The sequence below is a fragment of the Rhizobium ruizarguesonis genome (assembly GCF_012349115.1).
GTDB lineage: Bacteria > Pseudomonadota > Alphaproteobacteria > Rhizobiales > Rhizobiaceae > Rhizobium > Rhizobium ruizarguesonis.
In genome coordinates this window covers 64,580-87,679 of the sequence record NZ_PQIG01000013.1, presented here as the reverse complement: position 1 = coordinate 87,679, position 23,100 = coordinate 64,580, and the positions used below count along the sequence as shown (strand labels likewise).

Genomic DNA, 23,100 nt, shown 5'->3' with positions numbered 1-23,100 from the left:
GTCATCATCATTCTGTCACGGAAATCTTTTAGCCGGGAACCTGCTTGCGGTTCGCCGCCAAATCACTGCACAGTGCCCTCCCCGTTTGGACGATCTCCAGGATAAAAGCCTTGCGCTACGCTCTCTATTTCTCGCCGCCGAAGGATGATCCCCTGACCGGCGCGGCCTCGCTCTGGCTCGGTCGCAATGCTTTCACCGGCGAGACCTATCCGGCACCGGAATATGCGCAACTGGGTGCGGCAGAGCAATTCGAGCTGACCGCCGACCCCCGCCGCTACGGCTTTCACGCCACGATCAAGGCGCCTTTTTCGCTCGCCTCCTCGGTCACCGAGAAAGATCTCATGGCCGTCGCCGAGGATTTTGCCCAGCGCACGCAAGCCTTCGAGATTCCTGAACTCGTGCTCGGCCAGCTCGGCCGTTTTTTTGCTCTCGTTCCCGGTTCTCTTCATCAACCTCTTCAGGATTTCGCCGCGAAGGTGGTAAGGTCGTTCGAACCGTTCCGGGCAGCGCTTTCCGAGGCCGATATGGCGCGGCGCAACCCGGAGAAGCTCAGCGACAGCCAGCGCACCCATCTGCAGCGCTGGGGTTATCCTTACGTCATGGAGGATTTCGGCTTTCACATGACGCTGAGCGGCCAGGTGCCCGAGACACGTGCTCAGGTAATGAAAGCGATCCTGACCGAGCGTTTTGCCGATTTCACCGGCCGACCGCTTTCGATTTCCGGCCTTGCCGTCTTCATCGAGGAGACGCGCGGTGCCCCGTTCAAAATTCATTCCTGGCTGCCGCTTGCCGGCGCCAAAAGCTGAAAGACTTGACGACATGAGCAAAGAGACCGTGTTTTCCAACGCCCGCATCGTTCTCGAGGATGACATCCTCTTAGGCTCGATCCTCATCCGCGACGGGAAGATCGCCGACATCTCCGGGGGTAACTCGGTAGCCGGCGAAGATTTCGAAGGCGACTACGTCATCCCAGGCCTTGTCGAACTGCACACCGATCATCTCGAAGGCCATTATCAGCCGCGCCCCGGCATTCGCTGGAACAAGACCGCCGCCATCCAGGCGCATGACGCCCAGATCGTCACCTCAGGCATTACCACTGTGTTCGACTGCCTGCGCATGGGTGCGGACGAGGACGGCGGCTTCGAACATGGCGAGATGCGCGAGATGGCCGATGCCATCCAGTCGGCGGAGAAGGAAGGCAGGCTGCGTGCCGAGCACCTCATCCATTTGCGCTGCGAGGTCTCGGCCGACAATGTGCTCGAACATTTCGCCGACTTCGAAAACGACCGGCATGTGCGGCTCGTCTCGCTGATGGATCATGCACCCGGCCAGCGTCAGTTCCAGACGATGGATCAATATGTCTTCTACTACCAGAAGAAGCGGGGCCTGAGCGACGAGGCTTTTGCGCGTTTCGTCGCCAAGCGCCAGGCAGAATCGGCGCGCAATTCGACGCCGCACCGCAACGCCATCGCCAAGGTCTGCGCCGAGCGCGGCATCACCGTGGCAAGCCATGACGATGCGACGCTCTCGCATGTCGACGAGGCAATCGACAACGGTGTGCGCCTGGCCGAGTTCCCGACCAGCTTCGACGCCGCCCGGGCATCGCACGGACATGGCATGAGCGTGCTGATGGGCGCGCCGAACATCGTGCGCGGCAAATCCCATTCCGGCAACATCGCCGCCCGCGACCTTGCCGAAATGGGGGTGCTCGATGTGCTTTCCTCTGATTACGTGCCGCTCAGCCTACTGCATGCGCCGTTCATCCTCGCCGATGAGGTCGAGAGCATCAGCCTGCCGAAGGCGATCGCCATGGTGACGTCGACACCCGCCCGCACCGTCAGCCTCGATGATCGCGGCCGGATCGCAACGGGACTGCGCGCCGATCTCGTTCGCGTCCATCGTTCGCACGGCGTGCCGGTGACACGCTCGGTCTGGCGCCAAGGACGCCGTGTCGCATGACGATGTCGCACGAACCCCACGCAGGAGCCGGAGCCGAGCGCGGCATCATGGTCGTCGTCGTCGGACCGAGCGGCGCTGGCAAGGACACGCTGATGAACCTCGCGGCCCGGCGTTTCAAGGGCCGCGACGATGTGCATTTCGTCCGCCGCGTTATCACCCGTCACCGTGACGCCGGCGGCGAAGATCATCTTTCCGTCTCCCTCCAAGGTTTTGCCGCCATGGAGCAATCAGGCTCCTTCGCCGTCTGGTGGGAAGCACACGGCCTGAAATACGGCATTCCGGCCGAAGTTTCGGTAGCGCTGTCGAAAGGCCACGTCGTCGTCGCCAACGGCTCGCGCTCGGCGCTTCATCGCTTCCAGGCCGCCTTCCCGCGTCTGAAAGTCATCAACGTCACCGCCCGCCCCGAAGTGCTCGCCGGCCGGCTGGAGGCGCGCGGCCGCGAGACGCATGAAGATATCATGGCCCGGCTTGCCCGCGGACCGCTGACGGTGCGCGGCGAATACGACGTGGTGGAGCTCGACAATAGCGGCTCGCTCGAAGAGGCCGAGCAGAAGATGATCGAGATCCTAAACGGGTTGCTGACCAAGACGCACTGAACGGATCGAGAGGAAGGGCATGCGTGCTATCAAGGTGGTCGACTACGATCCTTGCTGGCCGCGGCTCTTTGCCGAAATCAGCGCCGAGGTCTCCGCCTTGCTCGGCGACCGCCTGCTTTCCATCGATCATATCGGCAGCACCTCGGTGCCTGGCCTGGCGGCCAAGCCGAAGATCGACCTCGATGCCGTGATGATATCCGACGCGTTCCTGCCGGCGGCGATCGAGGTGGTGCGCGCGGCCGATTTCGTCTTCCACGGCGATACTGGAGAGCAACGATGGGCTTTCACCCGCGATCATCAAGCTTATGGCTTCAGGCTCTATCTTTGCGGACCCAATAATCGCGCGCATCGGGAGCGCATTCTGTTTCGCGATTATCTCCGGGATCATCCCGAGAGGGCCAGGGCCTATGCCGATCTGAAACGCAGGCTGGCTGCGGAGGCAAGCCGCGATTGGGATTTTTATACCGGCGGAAAGACCGCGTTTGTCAGCGAGACGGTTCGGCTGGCTGCCTTGAGGACATGAAATGGAGTGCGCGCAGTGCACTCCATGCCATTATCGATTAATCGCCATCGCCCCGTCCCGATACGATCTCGCGCTTGCCGACGTGATTGGCCGGACCGACCAGACCTTCCTTCTCCATGCGTTCCACCAGCGAGGCGGCGCGGTTATAGCCGATGCCGAGGCGGCGCTGGATGTAGGACGTCGAGCATTTCTTGTCGCGCATGACGACCTTGACCGCCTGTTCGTAAAGCTCGTTGCCATCCTCCGAGGCCATGGCGCTCTTGTCGAAAACGGCGCCGGCTTCTTCCTCTTCCGTCTCTTCCTCCTCGTCGGCGGTGACAGTGTCGAGATATTCCGGACGGCCTTGGGTTTTCAGATGGGCAACGACCTTTTCGACCTCGACATCCGAGACGAAGGGACCGTGAACACGGGAAATCCGCCCGCCGCCCTGCATATGCAGCATATCTCCCTGACCGAGCAGCTGTTCAGCGCCCTGTTCGCCGAGAATGGTGCGGCTGTCGATCTTCGAGGTCACCTGGAAGGAGATGCGGGTCGGGAAGTTTGCCTTGATCGTGCCGGTGATGACGTCGACCGACGGACGCTGTGTCGCCATGATCAGATGGATGCCGGCGGCTCGCGCCATCTGGGCGAGGCGCTGGATCGCGCCTTCGATATCCTTGCCGGCGACCATCATCAGGTCGGCCATCTCATCGACGATGACAACGATATAGGGCATCGGCGTCAGGTCCAGCGCCTGGCTTTCCTCGATCGGAGTGCCGGTGCCCTTGTCGAAGCCGACCTGGACCATGACATGGATGGTCTCGCCCTTTTCGCGGGCCTGGGCGACGCGGTCGTTGTAACCGTCGATGTTGCGGACACCGAGGCGCGACATCTTGCGATAGCGCTCCTCCATTTCGCGCACGGCCCATTTCAGCGCCATGACCGCCTTCTTCGGATCGGTGACGACGGGCGTCAGCAGATGCGGGATGCCGTCATAGACTGACAGTTCGAGCATCTTCGGGTCGACCATGATCAGGCGGCATTGTTCCGGCGTCATGCGGTAGAGCAGCGACAGGATCATCGTGTTGATCGCGACCGACTTGCCGGAACCGGTGGTGCCGGCGACGAGCAGATGAGGCATCTTGGCGAGTTCGGCAATGACAGGCTCGCCGCCGATGGTCTTGCCGAGGCCGAGCGCCAGCTTGTAACCGCTCTTCTCGAAATCCTGGCTTTCGATCATCTCGCGGAAATAGACGGTTTCACGTGTCACATTCGGCAATTCGATGCCGATGACGTTGCGGCCGGGGACGACGGCAACACGGGCCGAAAGCGCCGACATCGAGCGGGCGATATCGTCGGCAAGGCCGATGACGCGCGACGATTTCACGCCCGGCGCCGGCTCGAATTCATAGAGGGTGACGACAGGGCCGGGGCGGACATGGATGATCTCGCCCTTGATGCCGAAATCCTCCAGCACGCTTTCCAGAAGCCCGGCATTCTGCTCCAGCGTCTCCTGCGACATGATCTCGCCGAGGCGTTCCGGCGGTTCCTGCAGAAGGGCGCGCGGCGGGAATTCATAGCCGGATGCGTCGATCCTTTCGGGCCTCGCGGCCAGGCGCGGCGACGGCAGAACCGCGGCGACAGGCGGGGTGCGCTGCGGCGCCGGCGCAGCCTGAGGTGCTGATGCAATTTGAGGGGCTGGCGCGACCTGGGGGGTTGGCGCCGCTTGAGGTGCCGGCATGACCGGTGCCTCGACAGCGATGCGCCTGGGCCTTTCCAGGGACGGGGCGGCCGGAGGGCGCACAGCAACCTTTGCGGAGATCGCGGCGGGCTGCGGGACCGCGCGGGAGGTGACGGGAGCAGGGGCCGGCCGGCCGGGGCGCCATTCCATGATCCGGAACAGCGACGTGATCGATTCGGGCGAGGCCTCGGTCTTCGGGAACGAGATCAAGGAAGGCGCGCGAACCGGCGTCTCTTCGAAGGCCATGACTTCCCAGAAGGCGAAATCCGAAATGGAGGAAAGCTCGGCGCTGGCGCGGAAGGCGGGCGCGCCCGGCACGTCAGGCAAAGGTGACTGCTGCAGTTCAACCCTGTGCGGTGCTGCGGAAATTTCGTCCGGCTCGGGCAGATAGATATCGAACGGCACGTCGACGGCAACCGGCTCTATCCGTATCGCCTGCTGTCCAATCTGCGAATCATCGCGAACGGGCTCATTCGGCGCGCGCCGCTTGCTGATCAGCGTTTCCGGCGTGCGGGTGAAACGGACATTCGGCGCGAGGGAAAAGTTGCTCTGCCAGATGGGTGCCGCCGGCTTCTCCCCTGGGTTTTCCGCCGGAAGGTCCGTTTCAATCTCGCTGGAAAAATCTCCGGCATCCGTCAAATTGGTTCTGGGAAAACGCATGCGTCCGCTACTCACTCATGCTTTGCAAATTACGACCCTACCGGGATAGAAAAGGAAGGTTAATAAGTTCCTTCCTGCCGTATCGTTCCGATACGACTCCTGGAGATAAATCGCTGCACTTTCAATGAGTTCTGGCAGTGAGAAAAATCTTTGCCAATTTTGGCGAGGCGCTCTAAAGCGCGTCGCAATCTTTCAGATTCGCTCGTCGCGCTTTAGGTTTTATTTCCACGCATGTCGTTGTCGCAAAACCGCTGCACAGTTTTGCGCGACATGCTTTAGTGCGCCTCGTCCCAATTGGTGGCGGCGCGGGCATCGACCCTCAGCGGCACGCGCATTTCCAGCGCCGGCATGGTGGCGTTTTCCATGACCGAGACGATGACCGGCATCGCCTTTTCGACATCCCCGTCCTCGACCTCGAAGATGAGTTCATCGTGCACCTGCAGCAGCATGCGGACGCGATCGGCAAGGCCGACTTCAACAAGCGCCGGCTCTATCTTGATCATCGCCCGGCGGATGACGTCGGCAGCCGAGCCCTGGATGGGCGCATTGATCGCCGCACGTTCGTTGAATGCGCGTACGGATGGATTGGACGAGCGGATTTCGGGATAGTTGATGCGGCGACCGAAGATCGTTTCGACGTAACCCTTGTCGCGCGCCATGGCCTTCCGGCTTTCCATATAGTCGCGGATGCCGGGGAAACGCTCGAAATACTTCTTGATGTAGTCGCCGGCTTCCGAACGCTCGATCGAAAGCTGATTGGCAAGGCCGAAGGCCGAGATGCCGTAGATGATGCCGAAATTGATCGCCTTGGCGCGGCGGCGCACCTCGCCCGGCATGCCTTCCACCGGAACGCCGAACATTTCCGACGCGGTCATGGCGTGGATGTCGACGCCATCTTCGAAGGCCTTGGTCAATTGCGGGATCTCGGCCACATGGGCAAGCACGCGCAGTTCGATCTGGCTGTAGTCGGCGGAGATCAGCTTGTGGCCAGGCGTCGAGATGAAGGCGGTGCGGATCTTGCGGCCTTCTGCGGTGCGCACCGGAATGTTCTGCAGGTTCGGCTCCGACGAGGACAGGCGCCCCGTGGTCGTCGATGCCAGCGAGTAGGAGGTGTGGACCCGCTTTGTCTCGGGGTGAACGTAACCCGGAAGCGCGTCGGTATAGGTGGATTTCAGCTTGGTAACTTGGCGCCAGTCGACGATCTTGCGCGGCAATTCGAAACCGGCGGCGGCCAGATCCTCGAGCACCTGGGCGGAGGTGGACCATTGGCCTGTCTTCGTCTTGCTGCCGCCGGAAAGGCCCATCTTGCCGAACAGGATATCGCCCAGCTGCTTCGGCGAACCGATATTGAAACGCTCGCCAGCCAGCACGTAAATCTCGTCCTCCAGCCTTGCTGCACTCTGGGCCAGCTCGCCGGACAGGCGCGACAGGATCTGCCGGTCGACGGTGATGCCGCGCGCTTCCATGCGCGCCAGCACCGGCAATAGCGGCCGCTCCAGCCGTTCATAGACGCTGGTCAATCCCGCCGCCGCCAGCCGCGGCTTCAGCACCAGCCAGAGGCGCAGCGTCACGTCGGCATCTTCGGCGGCATAATGGGTGGCGCGGTCGATATCGACCAGATCGAAGGTGACGTTCGCCTTGCCGCTGCCCGCCACGTCCTTGTAGGGGATCGGCGTATGGCCGAGGAACTTTTCCGAGAGCGGGTCCATGCCATGCGCGCCGGTGCCGGCGTCGAGCACGTAGGAGATCAGCATCGTGTCGTCGAAACTTCTGGTCTCGATGCCGTAGCGCTTCATCAGCAGGTAATCGTATTTCAGGTTCTGGGCGACCTTGAGAACCGATTCGTCTTCCAGCAATGCCTTCAGCCGTGGCAGGGCATCGCCCATGGGAATCTGGTTTTCGGCAAGGCCGCCGCCGAGCAGATCGCCGACGCCGTTCTTGTGGACGAGCGGCACATAGGCGGCGCGGATCTTCGTGCCGGTGGGATTGGCCGTATTATCAGCGATCGCCAGCGAAAAGCCGACAAGCTCGGCCTGCATCGCATCCAGCGACGTGGTCTCGGTATCGAAAGCAACGAGGCCGGTAGCGCGCGCATCGGCGATCCAGCGGTCGAGCGTCGCCAGATCGCGGATCGTGACATAGGCGGAATGATCGAAGGGCAGCGTCGCAAAGGCTTCGGCCCGCGCCTTGGCAAGATCGGCGGGCGAAAAGGCGCCCTCGACAGCGGTCTTCGCTTTCGCACGCGGCGGCACCGGCATGGATTCGCCCGAGACGTCAGGGATGCCGCCGGCAACGGGCTCAGGCTCGGCCGCATCGAGATCCGGGCCGCGGGCAGCCTCACCCCATTCGATGCGAACGATCGCCGGTTCGATGGCGCTCGCATCGCAATCGCAGGCTTCGGCGACACGGCGCGTCAGCGTGGTGAATTCCATCGTCTTGAGGAAGCCGATCAGCTTCGGGCCATTCTGCGGTTCCAGCACCAGCGCGTCGAGATCGAGATCGAGCGGCACATCGGTGCGCAACCGCACGAGGTCGCGCGAGAGCCTGGCCATGTCGATATTGGCGAGGATCGTCTCGCGGCGTTTGACCTGTTTGATCTCGGTGGCGCGTTCGAGCAGGGTGTCGAGATCGCCGTATTCCTCGAGGAGCTGGGCTGCGGTTTTCGGGCCGATGCCGGGAATGCCGGGAACGTTGTCGACGGAATCACCGGTCATCGCCTGCAGGTCGATCATCTTTTCCGGCGGCACGCCCCATTTCTCGATGACATCGGGAATGCCGATCTGCTTGTCCTTCATGCTGTCATACATGTGGACATTGGGGCTGACGAGCTGCATCAGATCCTTGTCGGAGGAGACGACGGTGACATCGGCGCCGGTCGCTTCGGCCTGGCGGGCATAGGTGGCGATGATGTCGTCGGCCTCGAAGCCTTCGGTCTCGATGCAGGGCAGATTGAAGGCGCGGGTCGCCTCTCTTATAAGGCCGAATTGCGGGATGAGCTCTTCCGGCGGAGCGGAGCGGTTCGCCTTGTAGGCGTCGTAGAGATCCTTGCGAAACGTCTTGGCGGAATAATCGAAGATGACGGCAAGATGTGTCGGCGTCACGCCGACATCGGTATTGCGTGCATCCCTCAGCAGTTTCCACAACATGTTGCAGAAACCGGAAACGGCGCCGATCGGCAGGCCGTCGGTCTTGCGGGTCAGCGGCGGTAATGCATGAAACGCCCGGAAGATGAATCCGGAACCATCGACTAGGAAGAGGTGATCGCCTTTTTTCATGCGTGCATGGATAGCGCGGGCATGGGACGAGGTCCATATAGAGTTCGGCATAAAGTTCGGCGCGCGAAAAGGATTATGGCGTTCGGAGCGTCACAGCGCCGCGCGTCTTTTCGGACGCGCAGAGAACGCTGAGCACTTGGCGTTGCTGCATAATTTTATCCTTCAAGCGATTCCGATTCCCGGAATCCTGCAGCCGGGATTCCGGCTCACCAAACTGTTACCGATTTGTAACGATGGCCCTCCCTTGAAAAACCACATTCTGAGGCACAAATCCATGTCACCGGCGCTTGATTGCGCCGCGGGTCTGATTACCGGCTTGTCCCCCGCCGCGTCAGGCTTGGACAAAGGCCTTATCCCCCTCTCCGGGCCTTTGTCCCCACTTTAAAGTCGCCATGGCCAACCTCCAGGCCATGGCGACTTTTGTTTTTTCGAGACACTCGAAATTCTGATCGCCGCTTGCATGTTATGGAGCATCGTATGCGATTTGCTGCATTGTCTCCGGCATGGTTTTGAGCCTAACTTGCAATCATGGGATTTAACCGCATGGATTCGGGAGCCTACCTTGCCAGCCAGCTGGCGAAGGGTTTTGCCCGCTCGCTGCACCAGCGCGCGGTCGGGCTCGGTTTTTCTCCGGGCCAGTTCCCCATTCTGCTGGAACTCTGGGCCGAGGACGGGCTGACCCAGAAACAGCTTCTCGAGCGGGTCGATATTGAGCAGGCGACCATGGCCAACACGCTTTCGCGCATGGTGCGCGACGGGTTGATCGAACGGCGGCCGCATCCGTCCGACAAGCGGGCGCAACTGCTCTTCCTGACGCCGCGCGCCCGCGCCATGGAGGCCGAAGCGATCGAGACCGCGCGTGAGGCCGACCTGGCGCTGTTTAAAGGTTTTCGAGTTTTCGAGCGCGAGCTGACACTCGAATATATCCGCCGGCTTCTGGAAAACGCCAAGGCGCTCTGACCACTGCATAATTCCTTAAATCGGAATCGATTTAAGGATAAAATTATGCAGCAGTCTAAAAGTGTTACAGCGTCCTTTGCGCGTCTGAAAAGACGCGCGGCGCTGTAAGATCACTCGCCAGCACCATGTGCGCGTCGCAATGACGACACGCCGGTTTTCATCTGCGCGGTCAGGACGTTTTCGTGGGCGGCAAGCTTGATGCTCGGCTCGATATCCGGCTTGCCGAGTAAAAGGCCCTGCACTTGCGCGCAGCCTTCCTCGACGACGATCCGGCGCTGCATCTCGGTTTCCACGCCCTCCGTCACGACAGGCATTCCGAGGCTATGACCAAGGCCGATGATGGCGCGCACGATCGAGCGCGCCCCCGCATCATGTTCCAGCACGCCGGTGAAACTGCGGTCGACCTTGATCTTGTCGAAAGGGAATGAACGCAGGTTGGAAAGCGAGGAAAAACCGGTGCCGAAATCATCCATGACGATGTGCACGCCCAGCTTGTGCAGCCGCAGCAGCGTCGTCATCACCCGGTCGCGATCGCGAATGAGGGCCGCCTCGGTGATCTCGAGCTCCAGCCGGCCGGGCGCAAGCCCGGTTTCGGCGAGGATCGCCTCGATCCGCTCGCAGAGGTTCGGCAGCATGAATTGCACCGGCGAGAGATTGACGGCGATCATCAACGGCAGCGGCCAGCGCACAGCCTCCCTGCAGGCCTGCTGCAACACCCATTCGCCGAGTTGGACGATCGAGCCGCTTTCCTCGGCGATCGGGATGAAGATATCGGGCTCGGTCAAGCCGTGACCTGGCCGGTTCCAGCGCATCAGGGCCTCGTAGCCGCCGATCTCGCCGCTCAGCGCATCGAGGATCGGCTGATAGCTGACGTGGATCTGGTTGCGGATGATCGCATGACGCAGTTCGCTTTCGATCTGGCGGCGGTTCCGTGCCGCCTTATCCATTTCCGCGTCGAAGAAACAGACCTTGCCGCGACCGTCATGCTTGACGCGGTAGAGTGCAGTATCGGCATTGTTGCAGAGTTCTTCAGCAGCAGCGCCATCCGCGGGATAGAGTGCGATGCCGACGCTGACGCCGACGGCGGTCGGGTCGCGCGCCGTGTCCATCTCGGCGGCGAATTCGCCAAGGATATCAGCCGCAAGCTTTTGGGCCGCCGCCGGCTGCTGTCCGGCGAGCTGAATGATGGCGAATTCATCGCCGCCGAGGCGGGCGATCGTATCGCTTTCATCGGCCACGCGGCGCAGGATCGAGGCGACCTTGCGGAGAATACGGTCGCCTTCGGCATGGCCGAAGATATCGTTGACGGCCTTGAAGCGATCGAGGTCGAGATAGAAGAGGGCAACCTCGCTGTTCTTTCGTTCGGCCATCTGCAGCGCCTGCCGGATGCGGGTATCGAACAGCGACCTGTTCGGCAGATCGGTGAGCACGTCGTGGTGGGCGAGATGCTCGATCATCTCCTCGGCCTGCCTGCGCTCGGTGAGATCACGCACCGCCAGCACCTCGCAATTGTGCCCGCGATAGACGATCCTGCTCGCTGTCACTTCGACGGCGATCTCCCCGCCGTCCCTGGTGTTGAGCAGCGTCTCGCTGGGTCTGTTCTGCCCAGTCCCCTGAAAAGCGGTCAAAACAGCCGAGGGCGCCTTGCCGGCAAGACCGGCAAGCTTCCAGCCGGAAAGCTCCTGGAAGCGTTCATTGGCGTCGATGATCCGGCCTTCCCGCAGGATCAGCAGCCCTTCCTGCGAGGCATTCGCGAGCCCCCTCAGATCCGTCAGATGGCTTTCGATAAAGACCACCGCGAGCGCAATCAGAATGAGCGTCGTCGCCGCCACCACGACGATCGCAGCAAGGAGGCTGGCGTCGAGCACCGTTGCCGGAAGCTCTTTGCCGGGATCCGGCACGAGCGTGATGCTGGCCATCGAGATGAAATGGAGAGCGCAGATCGCGAGGACGAAAGTGATTGACGAGGCGAGGAGCCGCCTCAGTCCCTTCAATTGGAAAAAGGCGTGGAAGGCGGCGCTCGACAACAGCGCTCCCGCGAGAACCGCACTCAGCGTCATCAAGGGATCATAAAGGATGACAGCCTGCGTTTCGATCGCCTGCATGCCGGTCAGGTGCATGGAGGCGATGCCGAGCGCCATCAGGGCGCCGCCGCGGATGCGAGAAAACCTGCCGCGGCTTTCCGAAGCAACGAGGATCGCCGCCCACGAACCGACAACCGACAGGAGGAAAGAAAGCGTCGTCAGGCCCAGTTGGTAGCCGATCGGCATGCCGCCGTCATAGGCCAGCATCGCGATGAAGTGCGTTGCCCATACGCCGGTACCGAAAGCGAAAGCCGAGGCGCCGATCCAGAGCTTGCGCCGCCCGGCGTCGCATTCCTGGGCGCGGGAAAGCAGCAGCATGGCCGCCATAGCGCCGACCAGGCAGACGGCGGCGGCCGCAAGCACCAGCCGCCAATCGTGGTTGTCCCGAATACATGTAATGACCGAAAACATCCGAACCTCGCACAGCTGAATTCGGTCAGGCTATTTAGGTTGTACTAAATAACTGTAAATTGAATTAGAATTCTCTTTTATATTATCCAGCAAATCTTCCTGATATTAGTCCATGCCCCGCCGGTCTTTCCCGCCGCCGATTTTTTGTTTTTCCGCCTCGCCTGCCTTTCTGGTTTGGTCTATCGTCCGGCCGATTTTCAAAAAGGAGTCGAAAATGACCGATCTACGTCAGGTGCTTGCGCGCGCGGACCAGAACCTTCCATCGAGCCTCGACAAGCTGTTCGAGCTTCTGCGCATTCAGTCGATTTCCACCGATCCCGCCTATAAGGCCGAATGCCGAAAGGCTGCAGAATGGCTCGTCGCCTATCTTGAAAGGCTCGGCTTTACGGGCTCGGTCCGCGATACGCCCGGCCATCCGATGGTGGTCGCGCACCATGCCGGCGCTTCCGCCGATGCGCCGCATGTTCTCTTCTACGGCCATTACGACGTTCAGCCGGTCGACCCGATCGAGCTCTGGGAAAACGACCCCTTCGAGCCGTCGATCAAGGATGTCGGCGAGGGCCGCAAGATCCTGACCGGCCGCGGCACCTCCGACGACAAGGGCCAGCTGATGACCTTCGTCGAGGCTTGCCGCGCCTATAAGGAGATCAACGGCGCGCTTCCCTGCCGCGTCACCATTCTGTTCGAGGGCGAAGAGGAATCCGGCTCGCCATCATTGAAGCCCTTCCTCCAAGCCAATGCCGCCGAACTCAAGGCCGATTATGCGCTGGTCTGCGATACCGGCATGTGGGACCGCGACACGCCGGCGATCGCCGCAGCGCTGCGCGGCCTCGTCGGCGAGGAAGTGATCGTGACGGCCGCCGACCGCGACCTGCATTCCGGCCTCTTCGGCGGCGCGGCGGCCAATCCGATCCATATTCTCGTCGAGGCTCTTGCCGGTCTGCATGACGAGACGGGCCGCATCACGCTTGACGGCTTCTATGATGGCGTCGAGGAAACGCCCGACAACATCAAGGCGTCATGGGAGACGCTCGGCAAGACCGCGGAGAGCTTCCTCGGCGAAGTCGGCCTCTCTATCCCATCCGGCGAAAAGGGCCGCTCGGTGCTGGAACTCACCTGGGCGCGGCCGACCGCCGAAATCAACGGCATCTGGGGCGGCTATACCGGCGAAGGCTTCAAGACGGTGATCGCCGCCAAGGCTTCGGCCAAGGTTTCGTTCCGCCTCGTCGGCACGCAGGATCCGGCCGCCATCCGCGAGGCTTTCCGCAGCTATATCAGCTCGAATATTCCCGCCGATTGCTCGGTCGAGTTCCATCCGCATGGCGGCTCGCCAGCGATCCACCTCTCTTATGATTCGCCTGTTCTGACCAAGGCGAAGAACGCGCTTTCCGACGAGTGGCCGAAACCCGCCATCGTCATCGGCATGGGCGGGTCGATCCCGATCGTCGGGGATTTCCAGAAGATGCTCGGCATGGAATCGCTGCTCGTCGGCTTCGGCCTCAGCGATGACCGCATCCACTCGCCGAACGAGAAATACGAGCTCGTCTCCTACCACAAGGGCATCCGCTCCTGGGTGCGGATTCTTCAGGCGCTGGCCGCCTGAAAGACGTGCCAGGCAGAATCGCAAAAAACAAAAAGGCCGGTTCGACCCGGCCTTTCGTCATCCGCTCATCTCAGTGCCAGTTCATCCGTGGTCAAGGAGCAAGCGGGTATTGCAATGAGACTGCCGCCGAAAGGTTAACCAACCGTTAACAGTGCCTACCCTTTGTCGGAAGCACCACTCGCGGCTCCAAGGCGCTGTCCGACATTTCGCCGTTCAAGCTGCGTTCATCGCGGGCGATATATAAGCCATTGAAAGATAAGACGAATAACAACGCCCTAAACACCTGGGGGCGATCGCTCTATCTTTTGTTTCAATGGCATATGCCAAGGAAACGCGGCCAAGCGCTGCCTGAAAAACGTGCCAACAAGGACTGAGAAGCGTGAAAAATCTCTTTGTTAAAATCGCAGCGGTCGGCCTGCTTATGCTGGCGCCTGCCATAGCGCAGGCTGCCGAGGGCTACTCGACGGCGAACGTCAACATGCGTGCGGGTCCGAGCACCCGTTATCCCGCCGTCGCGGTCATCCCGACCGGTTCTTCCGTTGAGATCCGCGGATGCCTTTCCGACGTCAACTGGTGCGACGTGGAATTCTACGGCGGCCGCGGCTGGGTTTCCGGCCAGTACGTGCAGGCCCTCTACCAGCAGCGCCGCGTCTATGTCGGCCCGCAATACTACCGTCCGCTCGGCATTCCGATGATTCGGTTCAGCGTCGACAATTATTGGGACCGTTACTACCGCAACCGCGATTTCTATCGCGACCGTGACCGCTGGAGCCGCGGCCCGGATTATTACTACCGCGACCGCGACAATCGGGATCGTGACCGCGATCGGGATAACCGGGATCGTGACCGTAACTGGCGCGAGCGGGATGGCGACCGAGATGGGCGCGATCGCGATCGTGACTGGCGCGACGACAATCAAAGGGACGATCGGCAAAGGGACGATCGGCAAAGAGGTGAACGGCAGAGGGACGACCGGAGAGGCGATGATCGCAGGCCTGACCGCAGGAACTTTGATTGCCGCCCCGGCGATCCCTCCTGCGACGAATGAAACAGAAGGGGGACGGCACGCCGTCCTCTTTTGAGGTTTGCCAAGCCAAAGGCAAACACCCAAGAAAAAGCCCGGCGCTCCCTTGGGAGGGATGCACCGGGCCTGATGTCGATCGGCGCGTGTTGAGGGGAGACGGCCGATCATTCGCGGGACGTGAGGGGTTGTCCCGCTTCTCCATAAACAATCGCGAAGCCTATTGGTTCCGCCTCCTGCACAATTCCTTACATCGGAATCGAATTTAAGGATAAAATTATCCAGAAATTCAAAGTGTTACAGCATCTCTTGCGCCTCTCGAAAAGACGCGCGGCGCGGTAATCTATGTCGTATCGCACGTAACTCGCGCCACAGACTGCGGGTCTTTGTTTTCACGACGCGCGCCGCTTCGCCGGCGAGCGCAAGACAGGAAACGCGGGGGAAGCATCGATCCTCGGACACGGTCACCGACAATTTGATGTGAAGCCATCGCGAGGCTCTTGTTTTGCGGGATTCTTTATTGCAGTTTTGTGAAGTTGCGGATTGATTTTAATCCGTTCGAGGCTGGACCCTGATGACGCAAGACTACCTGGCTTTCTTCGGGCTTTTCGCCCCTCGGGCAGCCGCTACCGATGTTACCATTTGGCATAAACACAACCCACTCCTGCCTGTACGCCTCACCGATGGGGCGAACCTCAACCCTTCCGGCCAGATCTGGCGCCGCTTTCATCTGGGCGAGTGGGAATATAAGCAGGACCCGGAAACGCTCGACGATTACGAGGCCCGGCAGTTCTGAAGGCAATGCTGTCGCCCGGCGCGATCTGCTTTACTTTCCATTATTAATACCCCGTTAAATCGCCGCATTTACAGTTCAGTCGGATGATCACGGCGGCACTCAAAGTGCTCCAGCGTCCTTCGCGCATCTGAAAAGACGCGCGGCGCTGGAGAAGAGCACCGTTATGCGAAGCTGGCTTCGCGATCGAACATGGGGTGCGACCGGTCCGCGATGGCAGGCAGAGGCAGATCAGGCGACAGAATAGAACCGTCCTTCAGCGGCCGCCCGGCACGCGACGATGACGAATTCTCGCTCGATGCCGACGACCGCATTGCCGGAGGCCGATCCCAGCGCCGCGGCGGCTCGAATCCCCCGCCGCAACGTGCCGCCCCCCGGCGGAAGCGCGAGCCGCAAGAGCGCGAAGGCGGCGGCTTTTTCGGCTTCCTGCGCCGCGTGATCTACTGGTGCGTCGTGCTTTTCATCTGGGCGGGCATCGGCGTTGCCGGGCTCGTGGTCTATTATGGCTCGCGCATGCCGAGCGCCAGCACATGGGCGATCCCGGAGCGGCCGCCGAACGTGAAGATCACCGCCGTCGACGGCAGCGTCATTGCCAATCGCGGCGCCACCGGCGGCGAGGCGCTGTCGCTCGAAAACATGTCGCCCTATATTCCGGAAGCCGTCATCGCCATCGAAGATCGGCGATTCTATTCGCATTTCGGCGTCGATCCGCTCGGCCTCGGCCGGGCTGTCGTGACCAATCTCACGGCTGGTCACATGGTCCAGGGCGGCTCGACGCTGACGCAGCAGCTTGCCAAGAACCTCTTCCTCTCCCCTGAGAGAACGCTGGAACGCAAGGTGCAAGAGGTGCTGCTGTCTCTCTGGCTGGAGCAGAAATACACCAAGGACCAGATCCTTGCCATGTATCTCAACCGGGTGTTCTTCGGATCGAACGCCTATGGCGTCGAGGCGGCCTCACGTCGCTACTTCAATAAATCGGCGCGTGACGTGAACCTCGGCGAGGCCGCGGTGCTGGCCGGCCTGCTCAAGGCGCCGTCGCGGCTCTCGCCGGCCCGCGATGCGGACGCGGCGAATGCGCGCGCCCAGCTCGTGCTCGCGGCGATGCGCGAGCAGGGTTTCATCACCGATTCCGAAGTCAAGACGGCGATGTCGCAGACCCCGGCTTCGGCCAAGAGCTACTGGTCGGGCGCCGGGCACTATGTCGCCGACATGGTGATGGACGAGCTGCCGGGTCTGATCGGCGACGTCAAGGAAGACGTCATCGTCGATACGACCATCGACAAGTCGCTGGAAAAGAAGGCCGAGCAATCGCTGGTCGACGTCCTCGACAAGGAGGGCGGCAAGCTCGACGCCTCGCAGGCGGCCCTCGTCTCGATCGACGGCACCGGCGCGATCCGGGCGCTGGTCGGCGGCAGGGACTATGCGACAAGCCAGTTCAACCGCGCCGTCAAGGCCAAACGCCAGCCGGGTTCGTCGTTCAAGCCCTTCGTCTATGCTGCCGCACTCGAGAAGGGGCTGACGCCCTATTCGGTGTTCAATGACGCGCCGATCCGGATCGGCGACTGGACGCCCGAAAATTACGAGAAGAAATACAATGGCGAGGTGACGCTGGCGACCGCGCTTGCCAAATCGCTGAATACGGTGGCTGCGCAGCTGGTGATGTATGACGGGCCGGATCAGGTGATCAAGCTCGCCCACCGGCTCGGCATTGAAAGCGAGCTGCAGCCGAATGCCTCGATCGCGCTCGGCACCTCGGAAGTGTCGCTGATGGAACTCACCGCCTCCTATGCCGCCTTCATGAACGGCGGCTACAAGGCAACGCCGCATGTCATCCGCCGGGTGACGACCGCCGAAGGCAAGGTTCTCTACGAAAATACCTATGACAGCCCGCCGCGCGTGCTCTCCGAGCAGATTGCCGCCCAGATGGATACGATGATGATGGGCGTCATCGAGAGCGGCACCGGCAAGAGCGCCAAGATCCCCGGTTGGCAGGCGGCGGGAAAGACCGGCACGACGCAGAATTCGCGCGACGCGCTCTTCGTCGGTTTCACCAGCAACCTCACCACCGGCGTCTGGTTCGGCAATGACGACGGCAAGCCGATGAAGAAGGTGACCGGCGGCGGCTTGCCGGCCAAGGCCTGGAAGGAATTCATGATCGCCGCCCACAAGGGGCTTTCGCCGGCGCCGCTCTTCGGCAACGGCCAGTTGATCGCCGATCCGAACAACGGTCAGCCGATGGCTGAGGCACCGGGCAATGGGCCGTTGGGCAACGGGCAACCGATGACGGCCGAGGCGCCGCCTTCGACGATCGGCGGCATTATTTCCGGCGTCTTCGGCGGCAACGACAATGCAAACCGCTATCCGCAAGCGCCTGCCCGGCAGCAGGGGGCAAGCTCCGGCAATGGCGGCCCGGTTCCGCCCGCAGACATTGCCGAAGGCGGGGGTGCGAACTACGAGGGCATGGTTCCACCCGGCGATGTCGGGGGCGCGCAGACAACCTCTTCCGTCCAGCCGCGGCGCACGACGCTGCTCGATCTGATCATGGGCCAGTGAGATCTTTGCTGAATGCCCCGCACAAGCCCGATGCCCTTAAGCGCGTCGCGATCTTTCAGATTCGCGCCTCGCGCTTCAGGTCTTTGTTTTACGCATGTCGTGGTCGCAAAACCGCCGCACAGTTTTGCGCGACATGCCGTAAAATACGGCCGCTTTCCGAACATGGGGCGACCTCTTTCCCGGCTACTGTAAAAATTGAACGCAACACATTCGTTTTGCTGGATTCCGGGGCATTTCTCGCCTTGCAGTCCAGAAAACCGCTCCTTATATACGCCGCATCACCGCAATCACGATTGCGTAATCTCAAGTAGACCCATCCCGTAAGGGGCTGTCAGGGAAATGCCTTCTCGGGGTTCCGACAGCTTGCTTCAAGGAGAGAATGACATGGCAAAAGTAATTGGTATCGACCTTGGAACGACGAATTCCTGCGTCGCAGTCATGGACGGCAAGGACGCGAAGGTTATCGAGAATGCGGAAGGTGCACGCACGACCCCTTCCATGGTGGCATTTTCCGAAGATGGCGAACGCCTCGTCGGCCAGCCGGCCAAGCGCCAGGCAGTCACCAACCCGACGAACACGCTCTTTGCAGTCAAGCGCCTGATCGGCCGCCGATACGAAGATCCGACCGTCGAGAAGGACAAGCACCTCGTTCCCTTCACCATCGTCAAGGGCGACAATGGCGACGCCTGGGTCGAAGCCAATGGCAAGGGCTACTCGCCCGCACAGATTTCCGCGATGATCCTTCAGAAGATGAAGGAAACCGCCGAATCCTATCTCGGCGAAAAGGTCGAGAAGGCCGTCATCACCGTTCCCGCCTACTTCAACGACGCGCAGCGCCAGGCCACCAAGGATGCCGGCCGCATCGCCGGTCTTGAAGTTCTGCGCATCATCAACGAGCCGACCGCAGCAGCCCTCGCCTACGGCCTCGACAAGAAAGAAGGCAAGACAATTGCCGTCTACGACCTTGGCGGCGGCACCTTCGATATTTCGATCCTCGAGATCGGCGACGGCGTCTTCGAAGTGAAGTCCACCAACGGCGATACCTTCCTCGGCGGTGAAGACTTCGACATGCGTCTCGTCGAATATCTCGTTGGCGAATTCAAGAGGGACAACGGCATCGACCTGAAGAACGACAAGCTTGCCCTGCAGCGCCTCAAGGAAGCTGCGGAAAAGGCAAAGATCGAGCTTTCGTCTTCGCAGCAGACCGAAATCAACCTGCCGTTCATCACGGCCGACGCCTCCGGCCCGAAGCATCTGACGCTGAAGCTGACCCGCGCCAAGCTCGAGAGCCTGGTCGACGATCTCGTCCAGCGCACGATCGCGCCGTGCAAGGCAGCGCTCAAGGATGCCGGTGTTACCGCTGCCGAAATCGACGAAGTGGTTCTCGTCGGCGGCATGAGCCGCATGCCGAAGGTGCAGGAAGTCGTCAAGCAGTTGTTCGGCAAGGAGCCGCACAAGGGCGTCAACCCGGATGAAGTCGTCGCCCTCGGCGCCGCCATCCAGGCCGGCGTTCTGCAGGGCGACGTCAAGGACGTCCTGCTCCTCGACGTAACGCCGCTGTCGCTCGGCATCGAGACGCTGGGTGGTGTCTTCACCCGCCTGATCGAACGCAACACGACGATCCCGACGAAGAAGAGCCAGACCTTCTCGACCGCCGAAGACAACCAGCAGGCCGTGACCATCCGCGTTTCGCAGGGCGAGCGTGAAATGGCTGCCGACAACAAGCTGCTCGGCCAGTTCGACCTCGTCGGGCTGCCGCCGTCGCCGCGCGGCATGCCGCAGATCGAAGTCACCTTCGACATCGACGCCAACGGCATCGTCCAGGTTTCGGCCAAGGACAAGGGCACCGGCAAGGAACAGCAGATCCGCATCCAGGCTTCCGGCGGTCTTTCCGACGCCGACATCGAGAAGATGGTAAAGGATGCCGAAGCCCATGCCACCGAAGACAAGAAGCGCCGCGAGGCCGTCGAAGCCCGGAACCAGGCTGAAAGCCTGATCCATTCCTCGGAAAAGTCGCTGAAGGATTACGGTGACAAGGTTTCCGAGGCCGACCGCACCGCGATCTCGGATGCGATCGCTGCGCTGAAGACGGCGTCGGAAGCGTCCGAGCCCGATGCCGACGACATCAAGGCCAAGACCCAGACGCTGATGGAAGTGTCGATGAAGCTCGGGCAGGCGATCTATGAAGCACAGCAGGCCGAAAGCGGCGCTGCTGGCGATGCCTCTGCGGAAGGTGGCGACAATGTCGTCGATGCCGACTACGAGGAAATCAAGGACGACGACCGCAAGAAGTCCGCGTAATCCGCGACGGCGTGGTTATGCTTCAACACCTGATCCGGCTGCTCACCATGGCAGCCGGAAAATCCATTTCCGGGGTTTAATCCTTAATGGCAAAAGCGGACTTTTACGAAACTCTGGGTGTGGCCAAGTCGGCGGACGAGAAAGAGCTGAAAAGCGCCTTCCGCAAACTGGCGATGAAATACCATCCGGACAAGAACCCGGATGACAAGGACGCCGAACGGAAGTTCAAGGAAATCAACGAAGCCTACGAGATGCTCAAGGACCCGCAGAAGCGGGCAGCCTATGATCGTTATGGCCATGCGGCCTTCGAGCATGGCGGCATGGGCGGCGGTGGCGGCGGATTTGCCGGCGGCGGTTTCTCCGACATCTTCGAGGATATCTTCGGCGAGATGATGGGTGGTGGGCGCGCGCGCCAGCGCTCGTCGGGCGGCCGCGAGCGTGGCGCCGATCTTCGCTACAACATGGAAATAACGCTGGAAGAATCTTTCTCCGGCAAGACGGCGCAGATCCGCGTTCCGACGTCGATCACCTGCGACGTCTGTTCGGGTTCGGGCGCCAAGCCCGGCACGCAGCCGAAGAACTGCGGCACCTGCCAGGGAACGGGGCGCGTGCGCGCGGCACAGGGCTTCTTCTCGATCGAGCGGACCTGCCCGACCTGCCACGGCCGCGGCCAGATCATTCCCGATCCTTGCCCGAAGTGCCACGGCCAGGGCCGGGTGACGGAAGAGCGTTCGCTCTCGGTCAATATTCCCGCCGGCATCGAGGACGGCACGCGCATCCGCCTGCAGGGCGAAGGCGAAGCCGGCGCCCGCGGCGGGCCGGCAGGTGACCTCTATATCTTCCTGTCCGTCAAACCGCATGAATTCTACCAGCGCGACGGAGCCGATCTCTATTGCGCCGTTCCGATCTCGATGACGACGGCCGCGCTCGGCGGAACCTTTGACGTGGCGACGCTCGACGGCACCAAGTCGCGCGTGACCGTGCCCGAGGGCACGCAGGTCGGCAAACAGTTCCGCCTCAAGGGCAAGGGCATGCCCGTGCTGCGTTCGGTGCAGACGGGCGACCTCTACATACAGATCCAGATCGAGACGCCGCAAAAGCTCACCAAGCGCCAACGCGAACTGCTTCAGGAATTCGAGCAGCTTTCCTCCAAGGAGAACAATCCGGAATCGACGGGCTTCTTTGCCCGGATGAAGGAATTCTTCGAAGGCTGAGCCGCAATCGACACGCCCATTTCGAAAGCCGGGGACGGAAACGTCTCCGGTTTTTTTGTCCCAGGAATCCTAGAGCGGTTCAGCTTTTAACGGAAGCGCAGCACCGCTCTAGCCTTTTGTTTCTATGCAATTCCGGACGGAAAACCGCTTCGCACTTTTCCTGGAATTGCTCTAAAGCGCGGCGCGATCTTTCAGATTCGCTCGTCGCGCTTTAAGTCTTTGTTTTTATGCATGTCGTCATCACAAAACCGCTGCACACTTTGCGCGGCATGTCTCAATTTGTGACATTCGCCATCCACGCCGGCCAATCTGTCCCGGATCGATACGGCGGCGGGCGGGAAGATGACTTGCGTTAACGCAGCCAGATGATGCCGCTTGCAAGTTTTCCAAATGAATTCAGTCTCTGCCGTCAGTGCATAACCCCGAAAATCGGAATCGAATTTCGAGGTTATGCACCAAATCAATGCGATAGAGCGTCCTTAGTGCGGCACTCTAGCGGGGGACAACCAAACCAAGGGTAACGACCAATGGCGCCAGCCTTTTCCTCTCAGTCCGACGACGTCGACGTTCTCGCCGGCGCCATCTACACATGGTGCGCCGAGCGCAATATCAAGCTTCGCAGCCAGCAGGGCCTTTCAATCGCCAGCATCGCGATCGACCTTTACCATGCCGGCCACCAGACGCAGGACGATCTGCTGATGGCGCTGCACGAACGCGAGATTCACTAAAGCGCGCGGCACCGAACCTCATTCAGGTGACCTGCCCCGGTCCTTGTGTTGATGCACGCCGCCCCCAAAACGCTGCACAGCTGCAAGCATCTGGACATCGTCCAGAGCGGGAACAGGTCGTTCTTTTTCGTGGTAAACCTGATGGCTCAGTGGAATCAGGCGGCGGTTTCGGCCGCTTCGCCCGTCATGAGGGTGAGGATGGTCTTGACCGCTTCCTTGCCTGCCGGTGAGTTCAGTTTGTCGAAGCTTAGCGCAAGCGCATAGGCGTCGGGGCTGAGTTCGATACGGCTGCCGAATGGTGACACGCCGGCTCCCTCGAAAAGGGCAGAGATCTCGACATCGAGAAAAACCGCGATCTGATGCAACTTGCTGGCGGAAACGCGGTTCGTCCCCTTTTCGTATTTCTGGATCTGCTGGAAAGTCAGTCCGAGTGCTTCGCCAAGTTCGAGTTGGGAAACACGGCGAAGGGCGCGAAACTGTCTGACGTTGCGACCGACGATAATATCAACCGGATCTGGCACTTCATCACTCTCTCATACATAAACGGTTCGTTTACCATATCGCCTTCCCGGAATAACTCAACCCAGCAGTTGCAAAATTCAACCGACTTTTTCTGGGCATTACGTTACGTCAGTCGCCTTAAAGGATCGCGGCAAAGCCGGAATATCCGGATCTCGGAGGCACTGACGGTGACCGTCG

Annotated in this window: 16 protein-coding genes; 12 read left to right on the top strand and 4 right to left on the bottom strand. The window is 61.1% G+C overall.

What is annotated here, in order from left to right:
- The first annotated feature begins 110 nt into the window (after positions 1 to 110).
- The 4 genes from C3Y91_RS02840 to C3Y91_RS02825 are packed head-to-tail and all read left to right on the top strand — an operon-like array spanning position 111 to position 3,078.
- Positions 111 to 806: a DUF1045 domain-containing protein gene (locus tag C3Y91_RS02840; RefSeq protein WP_018070362.1), complete on the top strand. Its 696-nt coding sequence runs from the start codon at positions 111 to 113 to the stop codon at positions 804 to 806.
- A 13-nt stretch (positions 807 to 819) separates the two neighbouring features.
- A complete protein-coding gene (locus C3Y91_RS02835; protein ID WP_130656734.1) occupies positions 820 to 1,959 on the top strand; it encodes an alpha-D-ribose 1-methylphosphonate 5-triphosphate diphosphatase in 1,140 nt (379 codons plus the stop codon).
- Positions 1,956 to 2,555, top strand: a complete 600-nt coding sequence (gene phnN / locus C3Y91_RS02830) for a phosphonate metabolism protein/1,5-bisphosphokinase (PRPP-forming) PhnN (RefSeq protein WP_018070364.1) — start codon at positions 1,956 to 1,958, stop codon at positions 2,553 to 2,555. Before C3Y91_RS02835 ends, phnN begins: the two co-directional genes overlap by 4 nt.
- Before the next feature lie 19 nt (positions 2,556 to 2,574).
- Complete coding sequence (locus tag C3Y91_RS02825) at positions 2,575 to 3,078, top strand: GrpB family protein (RefSeq protein ID WP_168574950.1); 504 nt, start codon at positions 2,575 to 2,577, stop codon at positions 3,076 to 3,078.
- 37 nt (positions 3,079 to 3,115) lie between these two features.
- Here C3Y91_RS02825 and C3Y91_RS02820 read toward each other — a convergent pair whose 3' ends face one another.
- Together C3Y91_RS02820 and polA are read right to left on the bottom strand one after the other, a co-directional pair.
- Entirely contained in the window at positions 3,116 to 5,458 is a 2,343-nt protein-coding gene (locus C3Y91_RS02820; RefSeq protein WP_024323187.1) for a DNA translocase FtsK, read from the bottom strand.
- 275 nt (positions 5,459 to 5,733) lie between these two features.
- Entirely contained in the window at positions 5,734 to 8,733 is a 3,000-nt protein-coding gene (gene polA / locus C3Y91_RS02815; RefSeq protein ID WP_130656733.1) for a DNA polymerase I, read from the bottom strand.
- A 543-nt stretch (positions 8,734 to 9,276) separates the two neighbouring features.
- On the opposite strand from polA, the gene C3Y91_RS02810 reads away from it, so the two are divergent.
- The gene (locus tag C3Y91_RS02810; RefSeq protein WP_003544385.1) at positions 9,277 to 9,693 is read left to right on the top strand and encodes a MarR family winged helix-turn-helix transcriptional regulator; all 417 of its coding nucleotides are present in this window, start codon (positions 9,277 to 9,279) and stop codon (positions 9,691 to 9,693) included.
- A gap of 110 nt (positions 9,694 to 9,803) precedes the next feature.
- Here C3Y91_RS02810 and C3Y91_RS02805 read toward each other — a convergent pair whose 3' ends face one another.
- Complete coding sequence (locus C3Y91_RS02805) at positions 9,804 to 12,188, bottom strand: bifunctional diguanylate cyclase/phosphodiesterase (protein ID WP_168574949.1); 2,385 nt, start codon at positions 12,186 to 12,188, stop codon at positions 9,804 to 9,806.
- Between the two features lie 214 nt (positions 12,189 to 12,402).
- Here C3Y91_RS02805 and C3Y91_RS02800 point away from each other — a divergent pair, with 214 nt between their 5' ends.
- The 7 genes from C3Y91_RS02800 to C3Y91_RS02770 all read left to right on the top strand — a co-directional run bounded on the left by C3Y91_RS02800 (position 12,403) and on the right by C3Y91_RS02770 (position 22,401).
- On the top strand, positions 12,403 to 13,791 hold the full coding sequence (locus tag C3Y91_RS02800; protein ID WP_130656731.1) for a dipeptidase: 1,389 nt from the start codon (positions 12,403 to 12,405) through the stop codon (positions 13,789 to 13,791).
- Between the two features lie 379 nt (positions 13,792 to 14,170).
- Entirely contained in the window at positions 14,171 to 14,839 is a 669-nt protein-coding gene (locus tag C3Y91_RS02795; RefSeq protein WP_130656730.1) for an SH3 domain-containing protein, read from the top strand.
- Positions 14,840 to 15,386: 547 nt separating this feature from the next.
- Positions 15,387 to 15,608 (top strand): hypothetical protein, encoded by a 222-nt coding sequence (locus tag C3Y91_RS02790; protein WP_018070371.1) that lies wholly within the window; start codon positions 15,387 to 15,389, stop codon positions 15,606 to 15,608.
- Positions 15,609 to 15,818: 210 nt separating this feature from the next.
- Positions 15,819 to 18,158: a transglycosylase domain-containing protein gene (locus tag C3Y91_RS02785; RefSeq protein WP_018070372.1), complete on the top strand. Its 2,340-nt coding sequence runs from the start codon at positions 15,819 to 15,821 to the stop codon at positions 18,156 to 18,158.
- Between the two features lie 384 nt (positions 18,159 to 18,542).
- Positions 18,543 to 20,459 (top strand): molecular chaperone DnaK, encoded by a 1,917-nt coding sequence (gene dnaK, locus C3Y91_RS02780; protein ID WP_018070373.1) that lies wholly within the window; start codon positions 18,543 to 18,545, stop codon positions 20,457 to 20,459.
- A gap of 86 nt (positions 20,460 to 20,545) precedes the next feature.
- Positions 20,546 to 21,673, top strand: a complete 1,128-nt coding sequence (gene dnaJ / locus C3Y91_RS02775; protein WP_011649969.1) for a molecular chaperone DnaJ — start codon at positions 20,546 to 20,548, stop codon at positions 21,671 to 21,673.
- Between the two features lie 527 nt (positions 21,674 to 22,200).
- Complete coding sequence (locus tag C3Y91_RS02770) at positions 22,201 to 22,401, top strand: hypothetical protein (protein WP_075225239.1); 201 nt, start codon at positions 22,201 to 22,203, stop codon at positions 22,399 to 22,401.
- Positions 22,402 to 22,556: 155 nt separating this feature from the next.
- Here C3Y91_RS02770 and C3Y91_RS02765 read toward each other — a convergent pair whose 3' ends face one another.
- Complete coding sequence (locus tag C3Y91_RS02765) at positions 22,557 to 22,922, bottom strand: helix-turn-helix domain-containing protein (protein WP_075225240.1); 366 nt, start codon at positions 22,920 to 22,922, stop codon at positions 22,557 to 22,559.
- Positions 22,923 to 23,100 lie beyond the last annotated feature (178 nt).